This window comes from Flavobacterium sp. DG1-102-2 (assembly GCF_033042555.1).
GTDB lineage: Bacteria > Bacteroidota > Bacteroidia > Flavobacteriales > Flavobacteriaceae > Flavobacterium.
This window is the reverse complement of record NZ_JAWLIK010000004.1, coordinates 257,234-275,682: the sequence shown is the minus strand read 5'-3', so window position 1 is coordinate 275,682 and position 18,449 is coordinate 257,234. Positions and strand designations below refer to the sequence as shown.

The window sequence follows — 18,449 nt, the reverse complement described above, 5'->3', positions numbered from 1 at the left end:
TACCGCTATATAGTATCAATACAAAAAGCTCTCCTGATGTAGGAGAGCTTAGTTTGTATAATAAACCTTGCTTTTAGCTTACGCTAATTTAGCAACGTGTTTTGTCAATTTAGACTTAAGGTTTGAAGCTTTGTTAGCGTGGATGATGTTTTTCTTAGCTAACTTATCTATCATAGAAACAACAGATGCAAGTTTAGCAGAAGCCTCACTCTTAACAGTAGCCAGACGTATTGCTTTGATAGCGTTACGTGTAGTTTTATGCTGATATCTGTTCAACACTCTTTTCTTTTCGCTTGTCCTTATTCTTTTTAATGCTGACTTGTGATTTGCCATTTTCTTAACGTATAAACTTGTTAATGTTTTTATTGTAGTCCGTAGGGGAATCGAACCCCTGTTACCAGGATGAAAACCTGGCGTCCTAACCCCTAGACGAACGGACCATTGTACAGTAAATTTCTTTTGTAGCCCGTGGGGGAATCGAACCCCCCTTACCAGGATGAAAACCTGGCGTCCTAACCGATAGACGAACGGGCCATTTTGTTTCTCTAATGCGGTGCAAAAATACAACTATTTTTTATTTGCGCAATAGCTGAAACAAAAAAAATTAAAAAAATTGCAAATTTTAATATGCTCTTGCAAAAAGAACTCTGCCAACTGACGGATTACCAGTGAATACGCACGTTCCCGCCTCTTCTACCCTATCTAATGCGATACAGCGAATTGTTGCTTTTGTCAGTTCTTTTATCTTTTCTTCGGTCTCAGATGTACCATCCCAGTGTGCAGACACAAATCCTGCCTTATTATCAAGGATATCTTTAAACTCTTCGAAGGTATTTACCTCTGTAATATGAGAATCCCTGTAAGCCAATGCCTTATCAAACAATGCTGCCTGAATCTCCTCCAGTTTATCCTGAAGATAGGTTACGATATCGCTGTTTATTACCGTTTCTTTAGTTAAAGTATCCCTGCGGGCAATTTCAAATGTCCCGTTCTCAAGATCTTTAGGACCTATGGCTACACGTAAAGGCACACCTTTAAGTTCGTATTCATTAAACTTCCATCCCGGTTTTTGCGTAGTCCTATCATCATACTTAACCGTTATGTTAAGCTTCCTAAGCCTTGCCATAAGCTGCTTGGCTTCGTCAGATACTGCAGCAAACTCTTCATCAGTCTTATATATAGGAACGATTACAACCTGTATAGGCGCTAAGTTTGGCGGCAGTACAAGTCCGTTATCATCAGAATGCGTCATTACAAGCGCTCCCATAAGTCGTGTTGAAACACCCCATGATGTAGCCCATACATAATCCTGCTTCCCTTCCTGGTTAGCAAACTTAACATCAAATGCTTTTGCAAAGTTTTGTCCCAAGAAGTGTGATGTACCTGCCTGCAGCGCTTTACCATCCTGCATTAAAGCCTCAATACAGTAGGTTTCAAGAGCACCAGCAAAACGTTCGTTAGCAGTCTTAACACCTTTTACAACCGGTATGGCCATAAAGTTCTGAGCAAAATCAGCATATACATTCATCATTTGTTCAGCCTCTGCAATTGCTTCCTGCTGTGTAGCATGTGCCGTGTGGCCTTCCTGCCAAAGGAACTCTGCAGTTCTTAAGAACAGCCTTGTCCTCATTTCCCAGCGCACTACGTTAGCCCATTGGTTAATAAGAAGCGGCAGGTCACGGTACGACTGTATCCATTTCCTGTAAGTATCCCATATAATAGTTTCAGATGTAGGCCTCACGATAAGCTCTTCTTCCAGCTTTGCATCAGGGTCTACCTCGATAGATCCGTCTTCGGCAGTCCTAAGCCTGTAATGAGTAACAACCGCACACTCTTTAGCAAAACCATCTACGTGGCTCGCTTCTTTACTAAAGTAAGACTTGGGTATAAAAAGCGGGAAATAAGCATTTTCATGTCCTGTTTCTTTGAACTTCTTATCAAGTTCGGCCTGCATTTTTTCCCAAATTGCATAACCGTACGGTTTGATCACCATACATCCCCTAACCCCTGAATTTTCAGCAAGGTCTGCCTTTACCACCAGTTCATTATACCATTTGGAATAATCTTCTGAGCGTTTCGTTAAATTCTTACTCATTTTAAATAAATTGGCACAAATATTGTTTTACTTTTATAATCTAATATAGTTTAGCAAAACTAACCATTTTTGGGTACTTCAACAATAAAAAAAATACAGCGATATGAAAACTAATTACTTCAATATCCGTCAAATCTCCTTCTACACGGTATTAGGATTTTTAGGTTTGGCTGTAACTTCATGCAGTTCATACCAAAACACATCACGATATGACAATGACGGCGTATATGGATCTGTTCCTCATGACGCCAATGGCAATCCTGTATATAAATATAATGATGGTAGTGTAAGGCAGTACAACGACGGCCAGAACACCGGCCAGAATGTAAATTATGCAGGTTATTTTGCATCTCAGAAAGACGATTTTGCATTAATACCTACAGATGACCAGCAGGCAAACGATACTTTAGTTCGCACCGAGGGTTACAATTCCTACGCAGGATGGGGCGAAGCTACCGATGACGTAACCGTAAATGTTTACGGCGGCGGATATGGTGGTTATGGCTACAACGGCTTCGGCTACGGTTACGGAGGATGGGGCTATGGTGGCTGGGGTTACCCATACTACGGTGGCGGTTGGGGCTACGGCGGAGGCTGGGGTCTTGGCATCGGCTGGGGCTGGGGTTCCGGTTGGGGCTGGGGCGGCGGCTGGGGCTACCCTTACTATGGCTACGGCTATGGAGGCTGGGGTGGCAACTATTATTACGGCGGCAACAACGGATACTACAGAAACCCACGTTCTACAGCATACTATAATGGCGGAAGAGGCAGTTACTACGCCAACGGCCGTAATGCTGCAAACGGAAGATACAGCGCCCGATCTACAGCTGCAAACAGCAGAAATGCCTACTATAATGGAGGCAGGAATGTAAGCAGCAGTAGAAACTTTAATAACAACAGTAGAAGTTTCAGCAATGGCAGGAACGTTAACGTAGTTCGCTCACAAGGCAATACTTTCTACTCTAACGGAAATGTAAATACCAGCAGAAACAGCTATAACAATTCTTCAAGAAACAGCAACAACAGCTACTCTACACCCACGAGAAGCAATAGCAACAATAGCTTCTCTCCTTCAAGGAGCAGTGCACCAAGCAGGAGCAGCAGCCCAACTTACAGCCCTGCACCATCACGCAGCAGCGGAGGTGGCGGAAACTTCGGCGGAGGAAGATCCGGCGGTGGCGGTGGTGGCGGAGGTTCTCGCGGCGGTGGCGGTGGCGGAGGCCGAAGAGGATAATAAAACATCAGTCCCCGTGTTATATAACAGATAAACACGGGGACTATTGGTATAACACAAAAAACACGTTATGAAAAAGCATTTACTTTCTGCCGCAATCCTTCTTGCTGCAACTGCATCTTACGCACAACAAAGCCTTAATACTGCCGATCACGCAGTTCGATATACAACAGATAACGTAACAGGAACAGCACGTTTCAGAGGTTTGAGCGGCGCCATGGGCGCGGTGGGCGGAGACCTTTCTGCAATGTCTGTAAACCCTGCAGGTTCTGCCATATTCAATTACAATACAGGGACAGCTACTTTCTCCAGCTATAACATAAGTAATGAGTCACAATATTTTGGCACCAAGCAAAAGAAAAACGACAATAGCTTCGATTTAAATCAATTAGGTGCTGTTTTTGTATTTAACAACAGCAACGAAGAAGCTACCATAAACAAATTTACATTTGGATTCAATTATGAGAACACTAACAGTTTTCATAATACCATTTACACACGCGGAACAAACCCTAACAACTCCATCAGTAATTATTTCCTTAATTATGCCAATGGAATAAATGAAGGCCCGATATCTCAAAATACGCTTAACAATGCGTATTATGAAGACCTTAATTACAATGACCAACAGGCATTCCTGGGCTATAATGCATACTTGTTTGATCCTAGTGGAAATGCTAACGGTCCGGCTTATGTTAACAATGTTCCTGCCACAGGAAATTATTACCACGAAAACTATACTACAGCAAGCGGATACAATGGAAAAGTTGCTTTAAATTTTGCCACGCAGCTTAAAAAACGCCTGTACCTTGGTATAAATCTTAATGTACATTTTACCGATTACATAGAGAATACACGCTTTTATGAAGATACTGGTAATTTCGCCACCGGATCGCCACAGGTAATTCGCTTTGACAATGAACGTTATACTTACGGAGGCGGATTTTCACTTAACGTAGGCGCCATCTACAAAATAACAGAATCGCTTCGTGCAGGGGTCGCTTATGAATCGCCTACCTGGATGAGGCTTCAAAATGAGGTTACACAAAGGATAAGTTCTTATTGCCCTGAGTGCGAAGCCAGCAATCCTACTGCTGACACCTTCATATTTGACCCGAATACTACAATGGTTTTTGATGATTACACTATCAAAACCCCATCTAAATGGACTGCCAGCCTTGCTTATATTTTCGGAAAATCAGGGCTTATAAGTGCAGATTACAGCATCAGGGATTACAGCAATACCGAATACAAAAGCTCAGGTTATGGCACAGTTAATGATCAGCTAAGCAGTAGCCTTGATGTTGCAAGCACGTTTAAAATAGGTGCAGAATACCGCATTCAGCGTTTTATGCTGAGAGGTGGTTACCGTTATGAGCAGAGTCCTTACAAAAATGGCACAACCATTGGCGACCTTAATGGTGCAAGCGGAGGTGTAGGATATTCCTTTGGAACTTCACGAGTTGACCTTGCCTACTCGTGGTATCAGAGAAAAACACAAAATGCTATGTTCAGCACGGGCCTTACCGATGCGCCGCAAATCAAAAGCACATTCAACAACATTTCGTTATCATATACGATAGACCTTTAATTTTTTCATCTTGCTTTAAAGGGAAAAGCCTTCTTTATCACTGAAGAAGGCTTTTTTATTCATCAAAACTTTAAAACATTTAATCGTAAACAAAGCAAATAATTGCTTAATTTTGCACTCCAATTTTCAAGTACATGAGAACCAAATCGTTAAAGAAGAATAAGATCAATGTAATAACCCTAGGATGTTCTAAGAACGTTTACGATAGTGAAGTCCTTATGGGACAGCTAAGGGCCAGCGGTAAAGATGTTGTACACGAAGCACCTGCTCACGAAGAGGGTAATATAGTGGTTATCAACACCTGTGGATTCATTGACAATGCAAAGGAAGAGTCGGTAAACATGATATTGAATTATGTTGACAAAAAAGAACAAGGCCTTGTAGACAAAGTTTTTGTTACAGGATGCCTTTCTGAACGCTATAAACCAGATCTTCAAAAAGAGATTCCTAATGTAGACCAGTATTTTGGCACCACAGAGCTTCCTGGACTATTAAAGGCCCTTGGAGCAGATTACAGGCATGAACTTCTTGGTGAGCGCCTTACCACTACTCCTAAAAACTATGCTTACCTTAAAATAGCCGAAGGGTGTGACCGCCCATGTAGTTTCTGCGCGATTCCGCTGATGCGTGGAAAACACGTCTCGCAATCAATTGAAAAACTGGTTAAGGAAGCTGAAGGGCTTGCTCGCGGCGGTGTTAAAGAACTTATACTTATCGCTCAGGACCTTACCTATTATGGGCTTGACCTTTATAAAAAACGTAACCTTGCCGAGCTGCTGGAAAACCTTGCAAAGGTAGAAGGCATAGAATGGATACGACTTCACTATGCATTTCCGTCAGGATTCCCAATGGATGTATTAGAACTGATGAGACGCGAGCCGAAGATCTGTAATTATATAGATATTCCGCTGCAGCACATCAGCGACAGCGTATTAAAATCAATGCGCCGCGGTACGACGCAGGAAAAAACAACAAAACTGCTTAAGGAATTCAGGGAGGCTGTTCCGGGAATGACAATCAGGACTACACTTATCGTAGGTTATCCCGGTGAAACAGAAGAAGATTTCCAGATACTTAAAAACTGGGTTGAAGAAATGCGTTTTGAACGTTTAGGTTGCTTTACCTATTCTCACGAAGAAAACACACACGCCTACCTGCTTGAAGACGATGTCCCTGCCGATGTAAAACAACAGCGTGCCAATGAAATTATGGAGATACAGTCTCAGATTTCATGGGAACTGAACCAGGAGAAGATAGGACAAACTTTCCGTTGCATCATAGACCGTAAGGAAGGAGCACATTTTGTTGCTAGAACAGAATTTGACAGCCCTGACGTAGATAACGAGGTACTTGTAGATGCTTCTCTTGCATACCTTAAGACAGGCGAGTTTGTTAACATAAAAATTACAGACGCTACAGAATTTGACCTTTATGGCGTTCCTGCAGATCTTTAAACAAATATTATAGAAAGCTAAAGCCTCAAAACTTTAGCTTTTTTGCTATAAATTAATTACGTTTGATATATAATTCGTTTATTACCATGAAACTAAAAACAACGTACCTTATAGTATTATTTACAATACTTTTTAGTGCCGCAGCATCGGCGCAGGTTGACAGGAGAGTTGGCCAGGGCCAATATAAAAGCGGTCCGCAAAAAAAAGAGAAAACAGATTACGCCGAGCAAACTTCAAACTATCTTGCTACAGAACTTAAACTGGATGCTTTTCAAAAAGCCGCTGTAAAAAACATCCTGAACGATGAAAAAGAGAATATAACGTCTCTTGGTGACAACAGGGAAATGACTACCATGGAAAAGAAAGATAAGCTGAGGGAAATCACGGAAAGGATACAGAAAAAAATCACACCGTTACTTTCTAAAGAACAGGCCGAAAAATACACCAAACTGGAAGAAGCAAGAAAGTTCTAAACCTCGATACTTATAATATTAAAAGCCCGTATTCGCGTAAAGTGTTTACGGGTTTGCTATACCATAGCAGTTCAAAATCATTGAGTCCTGCATCTTCATAATTTTGTTTCGCCTGTGCAAAAGTAGTTACAGGACCGGCATTAACGGATGCCTTTTCTAAAAATGCAGCCAGCCATTCGCCCTGCTCCTGCGGCACCTGAATAGTGAAACTTTCTTTTTTGTCATGAAAAGTAAAAGATGCCGTTCCAAACGTTCTGCCTTTTTTGCTTTTTGTAAAATAAGATACAGACGGCTTACCTCCTATCCACACTACTTTAGCCGATGGCTTAACATTAAAGCTACCATCTTCCTGAAGCACATCATAAATATAAGCTTCGGGAACTTTTGTGCGCGGCACTTTAAATTCAAACCAGTCCTGCAGCGGAAAGTCAAAACAAATACCGTGCATATAGTTAAAGAGTGATTTCTTTAGACCAAAGCTAAATTTATCGTGATTGGTTCCGGTTTCATCAATGTGCACAATATCATTATTAGCAAAGCTGCCTATAACCTCAGTTTCTTTCAACACACCAAACTTTTCCGGATACATACCCACGGGGCTGTGAGCTGTCATGGCAAACTGATGCCAGAATCCTGACTGCAATATTCCCGTTTCAAACATCTGGCGCACCATTTCGAGTGAATCTATAGTTTCCTGGGCGGTCTGCGTAGGGAAACCATACATTAGGTAAGCATGCACCATAACACCGGCTTCGGTAAAATTACGGGTTACACGGGCAACCTGAGCTACAGTAACACCCTTTTGTATTAATTCAAGTAACCGATCTGAAGCCACCTCTAACCCACCCGAAACCGCAATACAACCCGAAGCCTTAAGCAGTTTACAAAGGTCGGCCGTAAAACTTTTCTCAAAGCGTATGTTTGTCCACCAGGTAACAGCAAGGTTACGGCGAAGGATTTCTAACGCCATTTCACGCATTAACGCAGGCGGCGCAGCTTCGTCTACAAAATGGAAACCGTTTTGGCCTGTCTGGGCAATAAGCTCCTCCATTCGGTCTACAAGCAAACGCGCGGCTACAGGTTCATAAACCTTAATATAGTCCAGGGAAATATCACAGAAAGTACACTTGCCCCAATAGCATCCATGTGCCATGGTAAGTTTATTCCACCGGCCGTCGCTCCACATGCGGTGCATCGGGTTTACGATTTCTATTACCGATATGTACTGGTCAAGCAGCAGATCAGAATAATCAGGTGTACCAACATCTGACTGTTTATAATCCCTGCACCCCGAATTGTCTATATAGCTGACTTTACCATCAATAAGTGTAAATGTTCGCTTAAGCTGATCAACACTTCTTTTTCCTTCAATATGCTCAATTAAGCATTCAACAGGCGCTTCGCCATCGTCCAGCGTAATAAAATCAAAGAATTCCATTACCCTCACATCGGTAAGCGAACGCAGTTCGGTATTAGGAAACCCGCCGCCCATAGTAATCTTTACACCGGGAAAATGCTGCTTTATGTACTGGGCAGCCCTGAACGATGCATATAGATTACCTGGAAACGGTACTGAAAATCCAACGAAGTTGGGCTGTACTTCCAGCATCCGCTGATGCAGTAACGCAATAAGCAGTTCGTCTATATAGGTATACGGCTGCTGAAGGCTTTCATACAATTCGTCAAACGAATTGGCCGAACGCCCCAGCCTTTCGGCGTATCGGCTAAAGCCAAAATGCGGATCAATACACTCTACAATAAGATCTGAAATATCTTCAAGGTACAACGTAGCAAAGTGTTTTGCCTTGTCCTGAGTACCCATGGAACCGAAAGCCCAGTCCAATTCTTCCAGCTGAGCAAAACGTGATGCTTCCGGCAGAAAATCTTCGCTGCAGATAAGATGCGAAAGCGTAGGGTTCTTCCCCTGAAGGAATAGCATAACAGCATCTATCGTTTTAAGATACTCATTTTTAAGAGCAATAATGCGTTCAGCGTTTGGGCTGAGTGATTGACGGTTTTCGATTATTAGCTGTTGGTTAGCATCAATACGGCCAAACAAATCAGTAAGTCCCTGTTTTGAAAACAATCTTAATATTACCTCAATACCAAGGTCTGCCTGAAAAGAGGCTATGTTTTTGGTATTGAGAAACCCCTTTAGATAAGCCGTACCGGGATATGGCGTATTAAGCTGTGTGAAAGGCGGCGTTATTAAAAAGGCTTTGGTATTCAAAACGTGAGGGATTAAAGTGCAAAAGTAATAATTTAAAAATCAATGTGTCTTAAAGCTTAAGTCACCACCGTATTTTTAACTAATAATTCCTGTTTCAAGAAAACATTTAAAACATAAATACCAGTAAATACTGATAACAAGCCTTTTAATCAGACCAATATTCTATAATTAAATAACCAAGTAAGATTTTTATTATATTTGTACCCCACAAACCCCAACTGTACAATGAAAAAAATAATTAACCTTAACGGGACACTTGTAGAACTTAACAGAGTAAAAAGCATCTGCATAAACGGCGAAGGTTTCACAGGACTTAAACTTGCGCCTAACCAAATAAAAATACTTCTTTCGGGTAAGAAGGAATATGTTCTAAACCCAGAGAAAAGAAGTTACGAACTAATTGACATTGAAGACGAAATACTTATTGAATATCCTAACGCAGAGTTTGCCTACAGCAATTTTCTCAGCCTTAAAGAAGTTTGGGAAGAGGCTATTAATGCGTAGCCACGATTTTGCAAAGAACTGACAAATTCGATATGTCATTTAAACCCCAATTTGAATTGTTTTTTCCGTAATTTTACGGGAAAATTTTATACAAAAATGCCATCAGACTGTATCAGCTTCCAGAGTTCAGGTTATTTTACACCGCTTATCAACGATTACCTTAACCAGAAAGATACGCTGAAACCGCTATATCACCGTTTTCCTGATGTAGACAACTTTAAGCTGCAGATGGACGAAAAGCGCGAAAACTATGATCCTGAGTTTCGCAACGTATTGGTTAGTGTGCTTAACAGGCAGTATAAAAACATAAATACATCGGCTTACACAGAGCAAAATATAAGATTGCTTAGCGAACCGGGTACATACACTATAACGACAGGTCACCAGCTTAATCTTTTCACAGGACCGCTTTACTTTTTATATAAAATAGTTTCTGCCATAAACCTTAGCAGGGAGCTTAAAGAAGCTTATCCCGGTCAGGATTTTGTACCTGTATACTGGATGGCTACTGAAGACCACGATTTTGAGGAAATCAATTATTTTCATTTTAAAAACAAGAAAATAAAATGGCCGCGCGAAAGCGCCGGGCCTGTTGGTCGACTTTCTACCGAGGGACTTGATGCTGTTCTTGATGTTTTTGCTAAAGAACTGGGTGCAGGAAGTAACGCTGCGTGGCTCAAGGAACTTTTTGAAAAAGCATACCTGAAACACGCCAACCTTGCCGATGCTACCCGTTATCTTGCCAATGAGATATTTGGCACTGAAGGACTGGTAATTATTGATGCAGATGATGCCGAACTTAAAAAGCTGCTGGCACCTCACGTAAAAGAAGAATTACTGAACCAGACATCGCACCAAAAAGTTGCCGAAACCGCAGTACATCTTAAAGACTATAACATTCAGGTAAACCCGCGCGAGATAAACCTGTTTTACATAGAAGACACTATCCGCGAACGCATTATATTACAGGATGGTGTTTACTATATCAATAACACTGAACTTAAATTTTCTGAAAAAGAAATCCTGGCATTACTGGAGTCAAACCCTGAAAGGTTTAGCCCAAATGTAATCATGCGTCCATTATACCAGGAAGTCATACTGCCTAACTTATGCTATATAGGTGGCGGTGGTGAGCTTGCCTACTGGCTGGAGCTGAAATCATATTTTAACGCTGCAAATATTACTTTCCCAATACTATTGCTGCGCAACTCAGTATTGATTGCAACAGAGAAACAGGCAGATAAACTGGATAAACTTGGGCTCACCTGGGCTGATGCCTTTTCTAAACAGCAGGACCTGCTAAATAAAAAGATTCAGACATTCTCAGAATTCAAACTTGACTTTACAGAGCAAAAAGAGTTTTTAAAAAGACAATTTGAACACCTGTCAGCCATTGCATCTAAAACCGATGCCTCATTTACTGGAGCAGTAAAAGCACAGGAACTAAAGCAGATAAAAGGCCTTGAAAATTTAGAAAAGCGACTTCTAAAAGCAGAAAAACGCAGCCATGCGGAACAGCTGGAACGCATCACACAGATTCAGAATGAGCTTTTCCCGGGGCTAAGCCTTCAGGAGCGCAAAGCTAATTTCTCTGAATTTTACCTTGAATTTGACGGAAAATTACTTGCAGAGCTGTTCAGCCTAAGGCCGCTCGAACACGAATTCAATGTGATTGTTTTATAGATTTCAGACAAGATAATGGTTATCAGATTTAAAGCCAGTCAATTATCACTATGTTTCCTTTCTTTAAATTATCCTTAAAAATTGAGATAAAGAAACCTTAAAAGTTATAGTTATTAGCTAAAAACTACTACTTTTGCACCAAATTTATAAAAGACAATGGCAACAAACAGGACTTTCACAATGATCAAGCCGGATGCAGTAGGAAACGGGCATATCGGTGGTATTTTAGCAATGATAGCTGATGCAGGTTTTAAAATCGTATCACTAAAACTTACTCAACTTACTGTAGCTGATGCTCAGGCATTTTATGCAGTACACAGCGCAAGGCCTTTTTATGGAGAACTTGTAGAATTTATGTCAAGAGGCCCAATCGTAGCTGCTATCCTTGAAAAAGAAAATGCAGTTGAAGAATTCAGGACTCTTATCGGAGCTACTAATCCTGCTGACGCAGCTGAAGGTACTATCCGTAAAAAATATGCTACTTCAATTGGTGAGAATGCAGTTCACGGTTCTGACAGTGATGAGAATGCAGCTATTGAAGGCGCTTTCCATTTTGCAGGAAGAGAGCAGTTCTAACACAAGATCAAGCTTATATAAAAAATGCCGCTGTAATAAGCGGCATTTTTGTTTATGTATATTCTATCGCAGTACTATATCTTTCACTACCTCTCTTTTTAATTCCTCATTAAGCATGCTTACGATCTTTGATTTTCCAAGACTAAGCTCTTCCCTTAAAACTGAGGATGTGAGCTCAACATAAAGCGTAGTACCCTTAAGCATAATTTCGCGTGTATAATTGTTCACGCCGTTGCCCATAAGGTTTTTCCATGCGTCACGCACATCTATCTTATCCATCCCGGCCTGAAGCCTGTTATCCTGCATAAACTGCTTAAGCACATCACCTACAGACTGCTCTTCATTAAATCGCTTTGCCATTATTTTACGCTAAATGGTTTTGGTCTCTTGTAATGGTATTCTATATCATGCTGGTTTTTGACCACTAACTCTTCCTGAGACAGGCCTATTATCTCTTCTTTCCACTTTGCATATTCTGTTGTGTAGTTCACAAAAGTTTTACCCTCTTTTTGTTCAATGGTAATATTTTCTAAAAGGTCATTTACCCTGTATGTCCCGTCAAATTGGGGCATTACTTTTTTACGAAAACCCGTTTTGCCCTTTAGTTCAAAAAAATCTATAGTAGGGTTTACCGTATATTCTTTTTGTGTGCCATCGGCCATTACTGCTTCCTGGATTTCCCAGTAGCCGTTAAGTTTTGCAAGATCTTCGGCAGCAATTTCGCGACCGCAGGACAATGCCATAACCGATATAAAAAGCAATACAACCGTTTTTCTCATAATAAAGTGAATGTTATTAAGGCAAATTTAGGCATTAAAATTTTGACAACTTTAAAATTTCCTATCAAACTATTTTATACTTTTAAACTCCAATCATAACATCATGAAAAAGATTTTGTTACCTATATTCTTCCTGATCCTTACAACAGCATGCAGCTCTGATGAAGACAAACCCGGACATGACCCAAGCGGTGAAGACCAAATGTATTTTCCCGCAAATAATTCGGAAGTTTGGGAAACAAAAACACCCGCAGAGTTCGGCTGGAACCAAAATGCCATACCACCGCTTTTGAGCTATCTTGAAATAAAGCATTCCAAATCCTTTATCATCTTGGTAAATGGTAAAATCGTTATGGAAAATTACTTTAACGGACATTCTGCTGCAACCCCATGGTACTGGGCAAGTGCAGGTAAGACACTGACATCTGCCGTTACAGGAATAGCGCAGCAGGAAGGCCTGCTAGATATAAACAATAAAGTATCAGACTACATCGGTACCGGATGGACAAGCGCACCCGTAGACAAAGAAAACCTTATTACCTGCAGGCATTTACTAACCATGACGTCAGGTCTTGACGACGCAGGCGGCGACAGCACAACCCCTGAAGACCTGCATTACCTTGCAGACGCAGGTACCAGATGGGCTTACGATAATGTATACGTAAAACTGCAGGATGTTGTCGCAGCTGCCAGCGGACAAACATGGAACAGTTATTTCAACACGAAGCTGAGAGATAAGACGGGCATGACAGGAACCTGGCTGAACTCCGGTTCAGAAGATGAATTAAGCGTTTATTGGAGTACCACAAGGAGCATGGCTCGCTTTGGCCTTCTTGCCCTAAATTGGGGCACGTGGAACGGCACTCAAATTGTAAATAAGGATTACTTTAAAACTGTTACTATCCCATCCCAGCAAATCAATAAATCATATGGTTACCTGTGGTGGATAAATGGACAGGAAAGTTACCATATGCCGCAAACACAGGTGCAATTTCCAGGAAGCCTTTTACCAGACGGACCGAAAGATATGTTTATGGCGCTTGGCAAAAACGACCAGAAAATCTACGTGATACCATCCAGGAAAATGGTAATAATACGAATGGGAGAGGCTGCCGACGAAGAAAACTGGGCATTATCAGATTTTGACAACGCCCTATGGGAAAAAATAAATGCAGTTATTAATTAGCCGACACAAAGTAGGTGATTAAGAAAGAGCTGCATAAAACTTCACCAATTAACAGCACAAAATAAATTACAGCTATCAGCCAAAACAGCTTTTTAGTTACCAGGTAGTATATGCCCAAAATTAGCAGTGTGCATTTTGGCATGGAAAGTACCAGAGCAACCTTAAACCTATAATCAATCAATGCCCGCGGAGTGAGCGGATTGTTCATGCTTATCCGAAACTGACAATAATCTATCCATAAAACAACCAAATTAAAAAGGGTAAAACCGGCAAGTACTGCAATTAGATTCTTTTTATTGGTTTCAGTCATAAACTATTTAAAAAGTATAATTTACAACCACGCCTAATCTACTGTGTTTCGTTTTGAAAGCGCTAAAAACATCGTCAAGATAATCCCTGCCGGTTACATAGCGCATGGCTATACCATAATGATCAAAAGTATAGCCCACACCCAGATTGATTGCGAAGGCTGTTTCAAGATCATATTCATTATGGTCGCCGCTGTAAGGTGTTCCATTATTTATTGGATATAAAACCGTAGTCCTTTTAATATCTGCAAACGGAATACTCATATCAATACCTGCATCAACCGCTATCGAACTTCTTTCAGAAAGCAGAAAATTATAGCGGGGGCCAAAAACAAAATTAAGGGCATTACCGCTTATCTTATAATTACTCTCCAAGACATTATATCCCTGATCGTAAGCGTCTTTTAAATCAGATGTAAGCGTTTCATACTCTGCCCTAAAGAAGATACCCGGCCCTCCCGACGGGAAAGTAAAAGCTGCCTCACCCCCAAAAGTATAACCTGTAGAAGATTGGTCACCTACGGCGGGCGTAGCATAAGTTATACCAAGATTTATATTATGAATTCCCGCAAATACGGTATATTTAAAATTAGATTTTTTCTTAGGCCCGTATAATCGGGATTTTGAACCTTTGCATTCGTTATATTTTTTAAAAAAATCTGTTAACTCTTTCTTATCGTATTTTATAACCGTAAAATCAGACGCATATTGCCCGTCGCATTTTACAGCGTTATACAATTGCTGCCTGAATCCGGTGTTTTCGATTGTAGTGCCATCTTCAAGTTTATACTTTTTATACACCAGCTGACTTACTTCGTTTGGCTTGGCTTCAGTATTAAAAAAGAAACTTGTCTTATAGTCTTTTATATATGAATACAACGTTGCATTACCCTCTACAAGAACGTTCAGGAATATTGTTTGTGTAAGCCACTCAGGTTCTTTGCTAGCCGAGTTAGCACCTGAAATATCAATTTTAACCGTATGTTTTTCAAATTTCAAATTATCTTCATCAACACCGTATTCTGTAATATCGATTGGTAGTTTACCAAAATCCGCCGATCTGGACGCTTTAAATTTTAAGTTCGGCGTATCAAAAAAGTCGGCAAAATCAAAGTATCCCTCAACCTTTTTCCCCGAATCTGTCAGGTAATATCCCTTTACGTCCTGAGCATATAAATGAGTGGCAAAAAACAGTATTCCGAGCAGCGTTAAAAATTTCATGTAATGTAGTATCATTTAGGTTTGAATAGGCCAAATATATACATTTTCCTGTTAAACCGTTTTAACATCTACAAAAAAAGGATAGCATTATGCTATCCTTTTTTTGTATTATTCCGTTTTCTTATTTAAAGAAAGAGTCTACAAATTCAAATTTATTAAACACCTGAAGATCTTCAATACCTTCACCTACTCCAATGTATTTAACAGGTATCTGGAACTGGTCAGAGATACCAATAACAACCCCGCCTTTTGCAGTACCGTCCAGTTTTGTAACTGCGAGGCAGCTAACTTCGGTCGCCGCAGTAAATTGTTTAGCCTGCTCAAAAGCATTTTGCCCTGTTGAACCATCAAGTACAAGAAGTACATCGTGAGGTGCATCTTCCACTACCTTTTGCATTACCCTTTTTACTTTGGTAAGCTCATTCATAAGGTTAACTTTATTATGAAGACGGCCGGCTGTATCAATAATCACGACATCTGCATTTTGACTTACAGCACTCTGCAAAGTATCAAATGCTACTGATGCAGGATCACTCCCCATCTGCTGCCTTACGATGGGCACGCCTACCCTGTCTGCCCACACCTGAAGCTGGTCTATTGCTGCTGCCCTAAAGGTATCTGCAGCACCAAGAACAACACTATATCCGGCTTTCTTGAATTGGTAAGCCAGTTTACCTATGGTTGTAGTTTTACCCACACCGTTTACACCAACGACCATGAGCACATAAGGCTTTTTGTTTGCCGGTATTTCAAATTCAGAAGCATCGCCGCTGTTAGTCTCGCTAAGCAGGGCAGCAATTTCGTCTCTTAGTATCTGGTTCAGTTCATCTGTCCCTAAATATTTATCTTTAGAAACGCGTTCTTCTATGCGCTCAATAATTTTTAATGTAGTATTTACACCTACATCAGACGACACAAGTATTTCTTCAAGATTATCAAGTACCTCATCGTCTACTTTAGATTTTCCGGCAACAGCTTTAGACAGTTTTGAAAAAAAAGAACTCTTCGTTTTTTCAAGTCCTTTGTCTAAAGTTTCCTTCTTTTCAGAAGAAAATATTTTTTTAAAGAAATTCATATCAGCAGTTGTAGTTTTTGTTTTTTTCGGTGTAAATATAGAAAATAAAAAAGCTACTTCCGTCAACCGAAAGTAGCTTTTCTATATATTGTGGTAGATATTATTTCTTCTTAAGAAATCCATCTACTTCTTCAGGAGTCATAACGCTCTCAACAAAAGTATAAGCTCCTGTTTTTGGAGATTTTACCATCTTGATAGCTTTAGTTAACCTTTTTGAAGATGTCTGTAACGATGCTACGGTTTTCTTTGCCATGACTAATGATTATTTAATTTCTTTATGAACAGTCACACGCTTAAGAACTGGATTAAATTTTTTAATCTCAAGTCTGTCTGGTGTATTCTTTTTGTTTTTAGTAGTAATGTACCTTGAAGTTCCAGCAACGCCAGAAGCTTTGTGCTCAGTACACTCTAAAATCACCTGGATTCTATTACCTTTCTTTGCCATCTTGCTCTATATATTTATTGGTACGATTTATTATTTAATAAATCCGTTAGCTTTAGCTTCTTTCAAAACTGCAGCAATACCGTTTTTGTTAATTGTCTTGATAGTAGAAGCGGCTACTCTAAGTGTGATCCACTTATCTTCCTCAGGAAGATAGAAACGCTTCTTCACTAAGTTTACACTAAACTTCCTTTTCGTTTTGTTCATTGCGTGGGAAACATTGTTTCCAACCATCGCTTTTTTACCGGTAAGGGCACAAACTCTTGACATTATTTCTCGCTTTTATATCGTTATTCAAAATCAGGGTGCAAAGAAAAGAAAAATAAAACTATTACACAAACATAATGCACTAGTTTTTTAAAATTTCATGATAAATCTTTTCAAGAGCCTTATTTGCAGCCCTTTCTATAACCTTTTCACGGGGCTGGCCCAGGTCTAACTTTTCGCTAAACACCCCTTTAGGTGTCGCTATACCTATAAAAACAGTGCCTACTTCAACAGCTGAGTCTCCCTTTAACGGGCCTGCATTTCCTGTAGTAGAAATCGCATAATCGGCATTAAAAAGCTGACGCGCTTTCAGTGCCATATTTTCGGCAACCTGTGCACTTACCACACTAAACACGTCTATAAGCTGCTGTTCTATTTTTAGTATGCTTACTTTAGATTCTGTTGCATAAGTAACGGCACTACCCTTAAAATAAGCCGACGACCCAGGAACGGATGTTATCATCTGAGCTATCTTTCCGCCTGTACAGCTTTCTGCAGCAGCAAGCGTTTTTCCTTTTTGTTTTAAAAGCCTTCCTAAAACGACTTCTATAGTATCGCCTTCGTCAAAACCAACAATGATATCGCCTATAATCGCTTTGAGCTTTTCCACCTCGGCAGCAATAGTATTTTGCAGCAAAGCCTCATCTGTACCGCGCGCACTCAGCCTCAGCCTCACACGTCCGGGATTAGGCAGATAGGCCAGTTTAATGAATTCCGGCAGATTGTTTTCCCAGTCTTCAATACGCTCTGCTACTACGCTTTCACCTTGTCCGTGGGTAATTATTGTCTTATGTACTATATAAGGCCTCTCATATCGCTCTACAAGCAGTGGTATAATTTCATTATCTACGATAGATTTCATTTCATACGGCACACCGGGAAGCGACATAAATACCGTATCTCCCCTCTCCATCCACATGCCCGGAGCTGTGCCCACAGCATTGTGCAATACTTTTGCCTTAGACGGTACAAGTGCCTGATCCCTGTTAAGCTGCGATGCCGTCCTGTTAAGCGCCCTTTCTATAAGCGCCACCACATGTGCCTCAACCTCTTCATTACGCACTAAATGGTCGTCAAAATACTCGCAGAAGGCTACCTTTGTAACATCATCTTTCGTAGGGCCCAGTCCGCCGGTAATGATAACCACATCTACCCTGTTCTGATAGTAGGCCAGCGTTTCAAGTATATGATGCCTTTCGTCGCTTATAGATCGTGTTTCATAGACACCAATACCTATCTTATCCAGCGCTTTGGCTATATAACCGGAATTTGTATCAGTGATCTGCCCTATAAGTATCTCATCGCCTATGGTAATAACAGCTGCTTTCATG

Annotated in this window: 19 protein-coding genes and 2 tRNA genes; 8 read left to right on the top strand and 13 right to left on the bottom strand. The window is 40.6% G+C overall.

What is annotated here, in order from left to right; genetic code table 11:
* Window positions 1–78: 78 nt before the first annotated feature.
* The 4 genes from rpsT to proS form a co-directional block, all read right to left on the bottom strand.
* Entirely contained in the window at window positions 79–333 is a 255-nt protein-coding gene (gene rpsT / locus R1T16_RS08530) for a 30S ribosomal protein S20 (RefSeq protein ID WP_317500675.1), read from the bottom strand.
* A 35-nt stretch (window positions 334–368) separates the two neighbouring features.
* A tRNA-Glu gene (locus tag R1T16_RS08525) sits at window positions 369–440 on the bottom strand.
* Window positions 441–462: 22 nt separating this feature from the next.
* Window positions 463–534, bottom strand: a tRNA-Glu gene (locus R1T16_RS08520).
* Between the two features lie 88 nt (window positions 535–622).
* The gene (proS, locus tag R1T16_RS08515; protein WP_317500674.1) at window positions 623–2,095 is read right to left on the bottom strand and encodes a proline--tRNA ligase; all 1,473 of its coding nucleotides are present in this window, start codon (window positions 2,093–2,095) and stop codon (window positions 623–625) included.
* A 103-nt stretch (window positions 2,096–2,198) separates the two neighbouring features.
* Between proS and R1T16_RS08510 the strand changes: the two genes are divergently transcribed.
* The 4 genes from R1T16_RS08510 to R1T16_RS08495 all read left to right on the top strand — a co-directional run bounded on the left by R1T16_RS08510 (window position 2,199) and on the right by R1T16_RS08495 (window position 6,847).
* Window positions 2,199–3,329 carry a hypothetical protein gene (locus tag R1T16_RS08510; RefSeq protein ID WP_317500673.1) on the top strand — a complete coding sequence of 377 codons (1,131 nt, stop codon included), beginning with the start codon at window positions 2,199–2,201 and terminating at the stop codon, window positions 3,327–3,329.
* A 70-nt stretch (window positions 3,330–3,399) separates the two neighbouring features.
* Window positions 3,400–4,920, top strand: a complete 1,521-nt coding sequence (locus R1T16_RS08505; protein WP_317500672.1) for a transporter — start codon at window positions 3,400–3,402, stop codon at window positions 4,918–4,920.
* Window positions 4,921–5,054: 134 nt separating this feature from the next.
* The gene (rimO, locus tag R1T16_RS08500; RefSeq protein WP_317500671.1) at window positions 5,055–6,374 is read left to right on the top strand and encodes a 30S ribosomal protein S12 methylthiotransferase RimO; all 1,320 of its coding nucleotides are present in this window, start codon (window positions 5,055–5,057) and stop codon (window positions 6,372–6,374) included.
* 86 nt (window positions 6,375–6,460) lie between these two features.
* Window positions 6,461–6,847, top strand: coding sequence for a hypothetical protein (locus tag R1T16_RS08495; RefSeq protein ID WP_317500670.1), 387 nt, complete (start codon window positions 6,461–6,463; stop codon window positions 6,845–6,847).
* A gap of 10 nt (window positions 6,848–6,857) precedes the next feature.
* Here R1T16_RS08495 and R1T16_RS08490 read toward each other — a convergent pair whose 3' ends face one another.
* On the bottom strand, window positions 6,858–9,077 hold the full coding sequence (locus R1T16_RS08490; RefSeq protein ID WP_317500669.1) for a B12-binding domain-containing radical SAM protein: 2,220 nt from the start codon (window positions 9,075–9,077) through the stop codon (window positions 6,858–6,860).
* Between the two features lie 225 nt (window positions 9,078–9,302).
* Between R1T16_RS08490 and R1T16_RS08485 the strand changes: the two genes are divergently transcribed.
* The 3 genes from R1T16_RS08485 to R1T16_RS08475 all read left to right on the top strand — a co-directional run bounded on the left by R1T16_RS08485 (window position 9,303) and on the right by R1T16_RS08475 (window position 11,840).
* Window positions 9,303–9,581, top strand: a complete 279-nt coding sequence (locus tag R1T16_RS08485; RefSeq protein ID WP_317500668.1) for a hypothetical protein — start codon at window positions 9,303–9,305, stop codon at window positions 9,579–9,581.
* Between the two features lie 96 nt (window positions 9,582–9,677).
* A complete protein-coding gene (bshC, locus tag R1T16_RS08480; protein WP_317500667.1) occupies window positions 9,678–11,264 on the top strand; it encodes a bacillithiol biosynthesis cysteine-adding enzyme BshC in 1,587 nt (528 codons plus the stop codon).
* 156 nt (window positions 11,265–11,420) lie between these two features.
* Entirely contained in the window at window positions 11,421–11,840 is a 420-nt protein-coding gene (locus R1T16_RS08475) for a nucleoside-diphosphate kinase (protein WP_317500666.1), read from the top strand.
* A gap of 63 nt (window positions 11,841–11,903) precedes the next feature.
* Here R1T16_RS08475 and R1T16_RS08470 read toward each other — a convergent pair whose 3' ends face one another.
* Window positions 11,904–12,200, bottom strand: coding sequence for a DUF721 domain-containing protein (locus tag R1T16_RS08470; protein ID WP_317500665.1), 297 nt, complete (start codon window positions 12,198–12,200; stop codon window positions 11,904–11,906).
* Window positions 12,200–12,619 carry a hypothetical protein gene (locus R1T16_RS08465; RefSeq protein WP_317500664.1) on the bottom strand — a complete coding sequence of 140 codons (420 nt, stop codon included), beginning with the start codon at window positions 12,617–12,619 and terminating at the stop codon, window positions 12,200–12,202. Before R1T16_RS08465 ends, R1T16_RS08470 begins: the two co-directional genes overlap by 1 nt.
* A 103-nt stretch (window positions 12,620–12,722) precedes the next feature.
* On the opposite strand from R1T16_RS08465, the gene R1T16_RS08460 reads away from it, so the two are divergent.
* On the top strand, window positions 12,723–13,805 hold the full coding sequence (locus R1T16_RS08460) for a serine hydrolase (RefSeq protein ID WP_317500663.1): 1,083 nt from the start codon (window positions 12,723–12,725) through the stop codon (window positions 13,803–13,805).
* Window positions 13,806–14,122: 317 nt separating this feature from the next.
* Here the strand turns inward: R1T16_RS08460 and R1T16_RS08455 are convergent, their stop codons facing one another.
* The 6 genes from R1T16_RS08455 to R1T16_RS08430 form a co-directional block, all read right to left on the bottom strand.
* Window positions 14,123–15,334 (bottom strand): hypothetical protein, encoded by a 1,212-nt coding sequence (locus R1T16_RS08455; protein ID WP_317500662.1) that lies wholly within the window; start codon window positions 15,332–15,334, stop codon window positions 14,123–14,125.
* A 121-nt stretch (window positions 15,335–15,455) separates the two neighbouring features.
* The gene (gene ftsY, locus R1T16_RS08450; RefSeq protein WP_317500661.1) at window positions 15,456–16,409 is read right to left on the bottom strand and encodes a signal recognition particle-docking protein FtsY; all 954 of its coding nucleotides are present in this window, start codon (window positions 16,407–16,409) and stop codon (window positions 15,456–15,458) included.
* 100 nt (window positions 16,410–16,509) lie between these two features.
* Window positions 16,510–16,662, bottom strand: coding sequence for a DUF4295 domain-containing protein (locus R1T16_RS08445; protein WP_317500660.1), 153 nt, complete (start codon window positions 16,660–16,662; stop codon window positions 16,510–16,512).
* Window positions 16,663–16,671: 9 nt separating this feature from the next.
* Window positions 16,672–16,854: a 50S ribosomal protein L33 gene (rpmG, locus tag R1T16_RS08440; protein ID WP_011963553.1), complete on the bottom strand. Its 183-nt coding sequence runs from the start codon at window positions 16,852–16,854 to the stop codon at window positions 16,672–16,674.
* Window positions 16,855–16,884: 30 nt separating this feature from the next.
* On the bottom strand, window positions 16,885–17,121 hold the full coding sequence (gene rpmB, locus R1T16_RS08435; RefSeq protein ID WP_114757812.1) for a 50S ribosomal protein L28: 237 nt from the start codon (window positions 17,119–17,121) through the stop codon (window positions 16,885–16,887).
* A gap of 79 nt (window positions 17,122–17,200) precedes the next feature.
* The gene (locus tag R1T16_RS08430) at window positions 17,201–18,448 is read right to left on the bottom strand and encodes a CinA family nicotinamide mononucleotide deamidase-related protein (RefSeq protein WP_317500659.1); all 1,248 of its coding nucleotides are present in this window, start codon (window positions 18,446–18,448) and stop codon (window positions 17,201–17,203) included.
* Between the last annotated feature and the right edge of the window lies 1 nt (window position 18,449).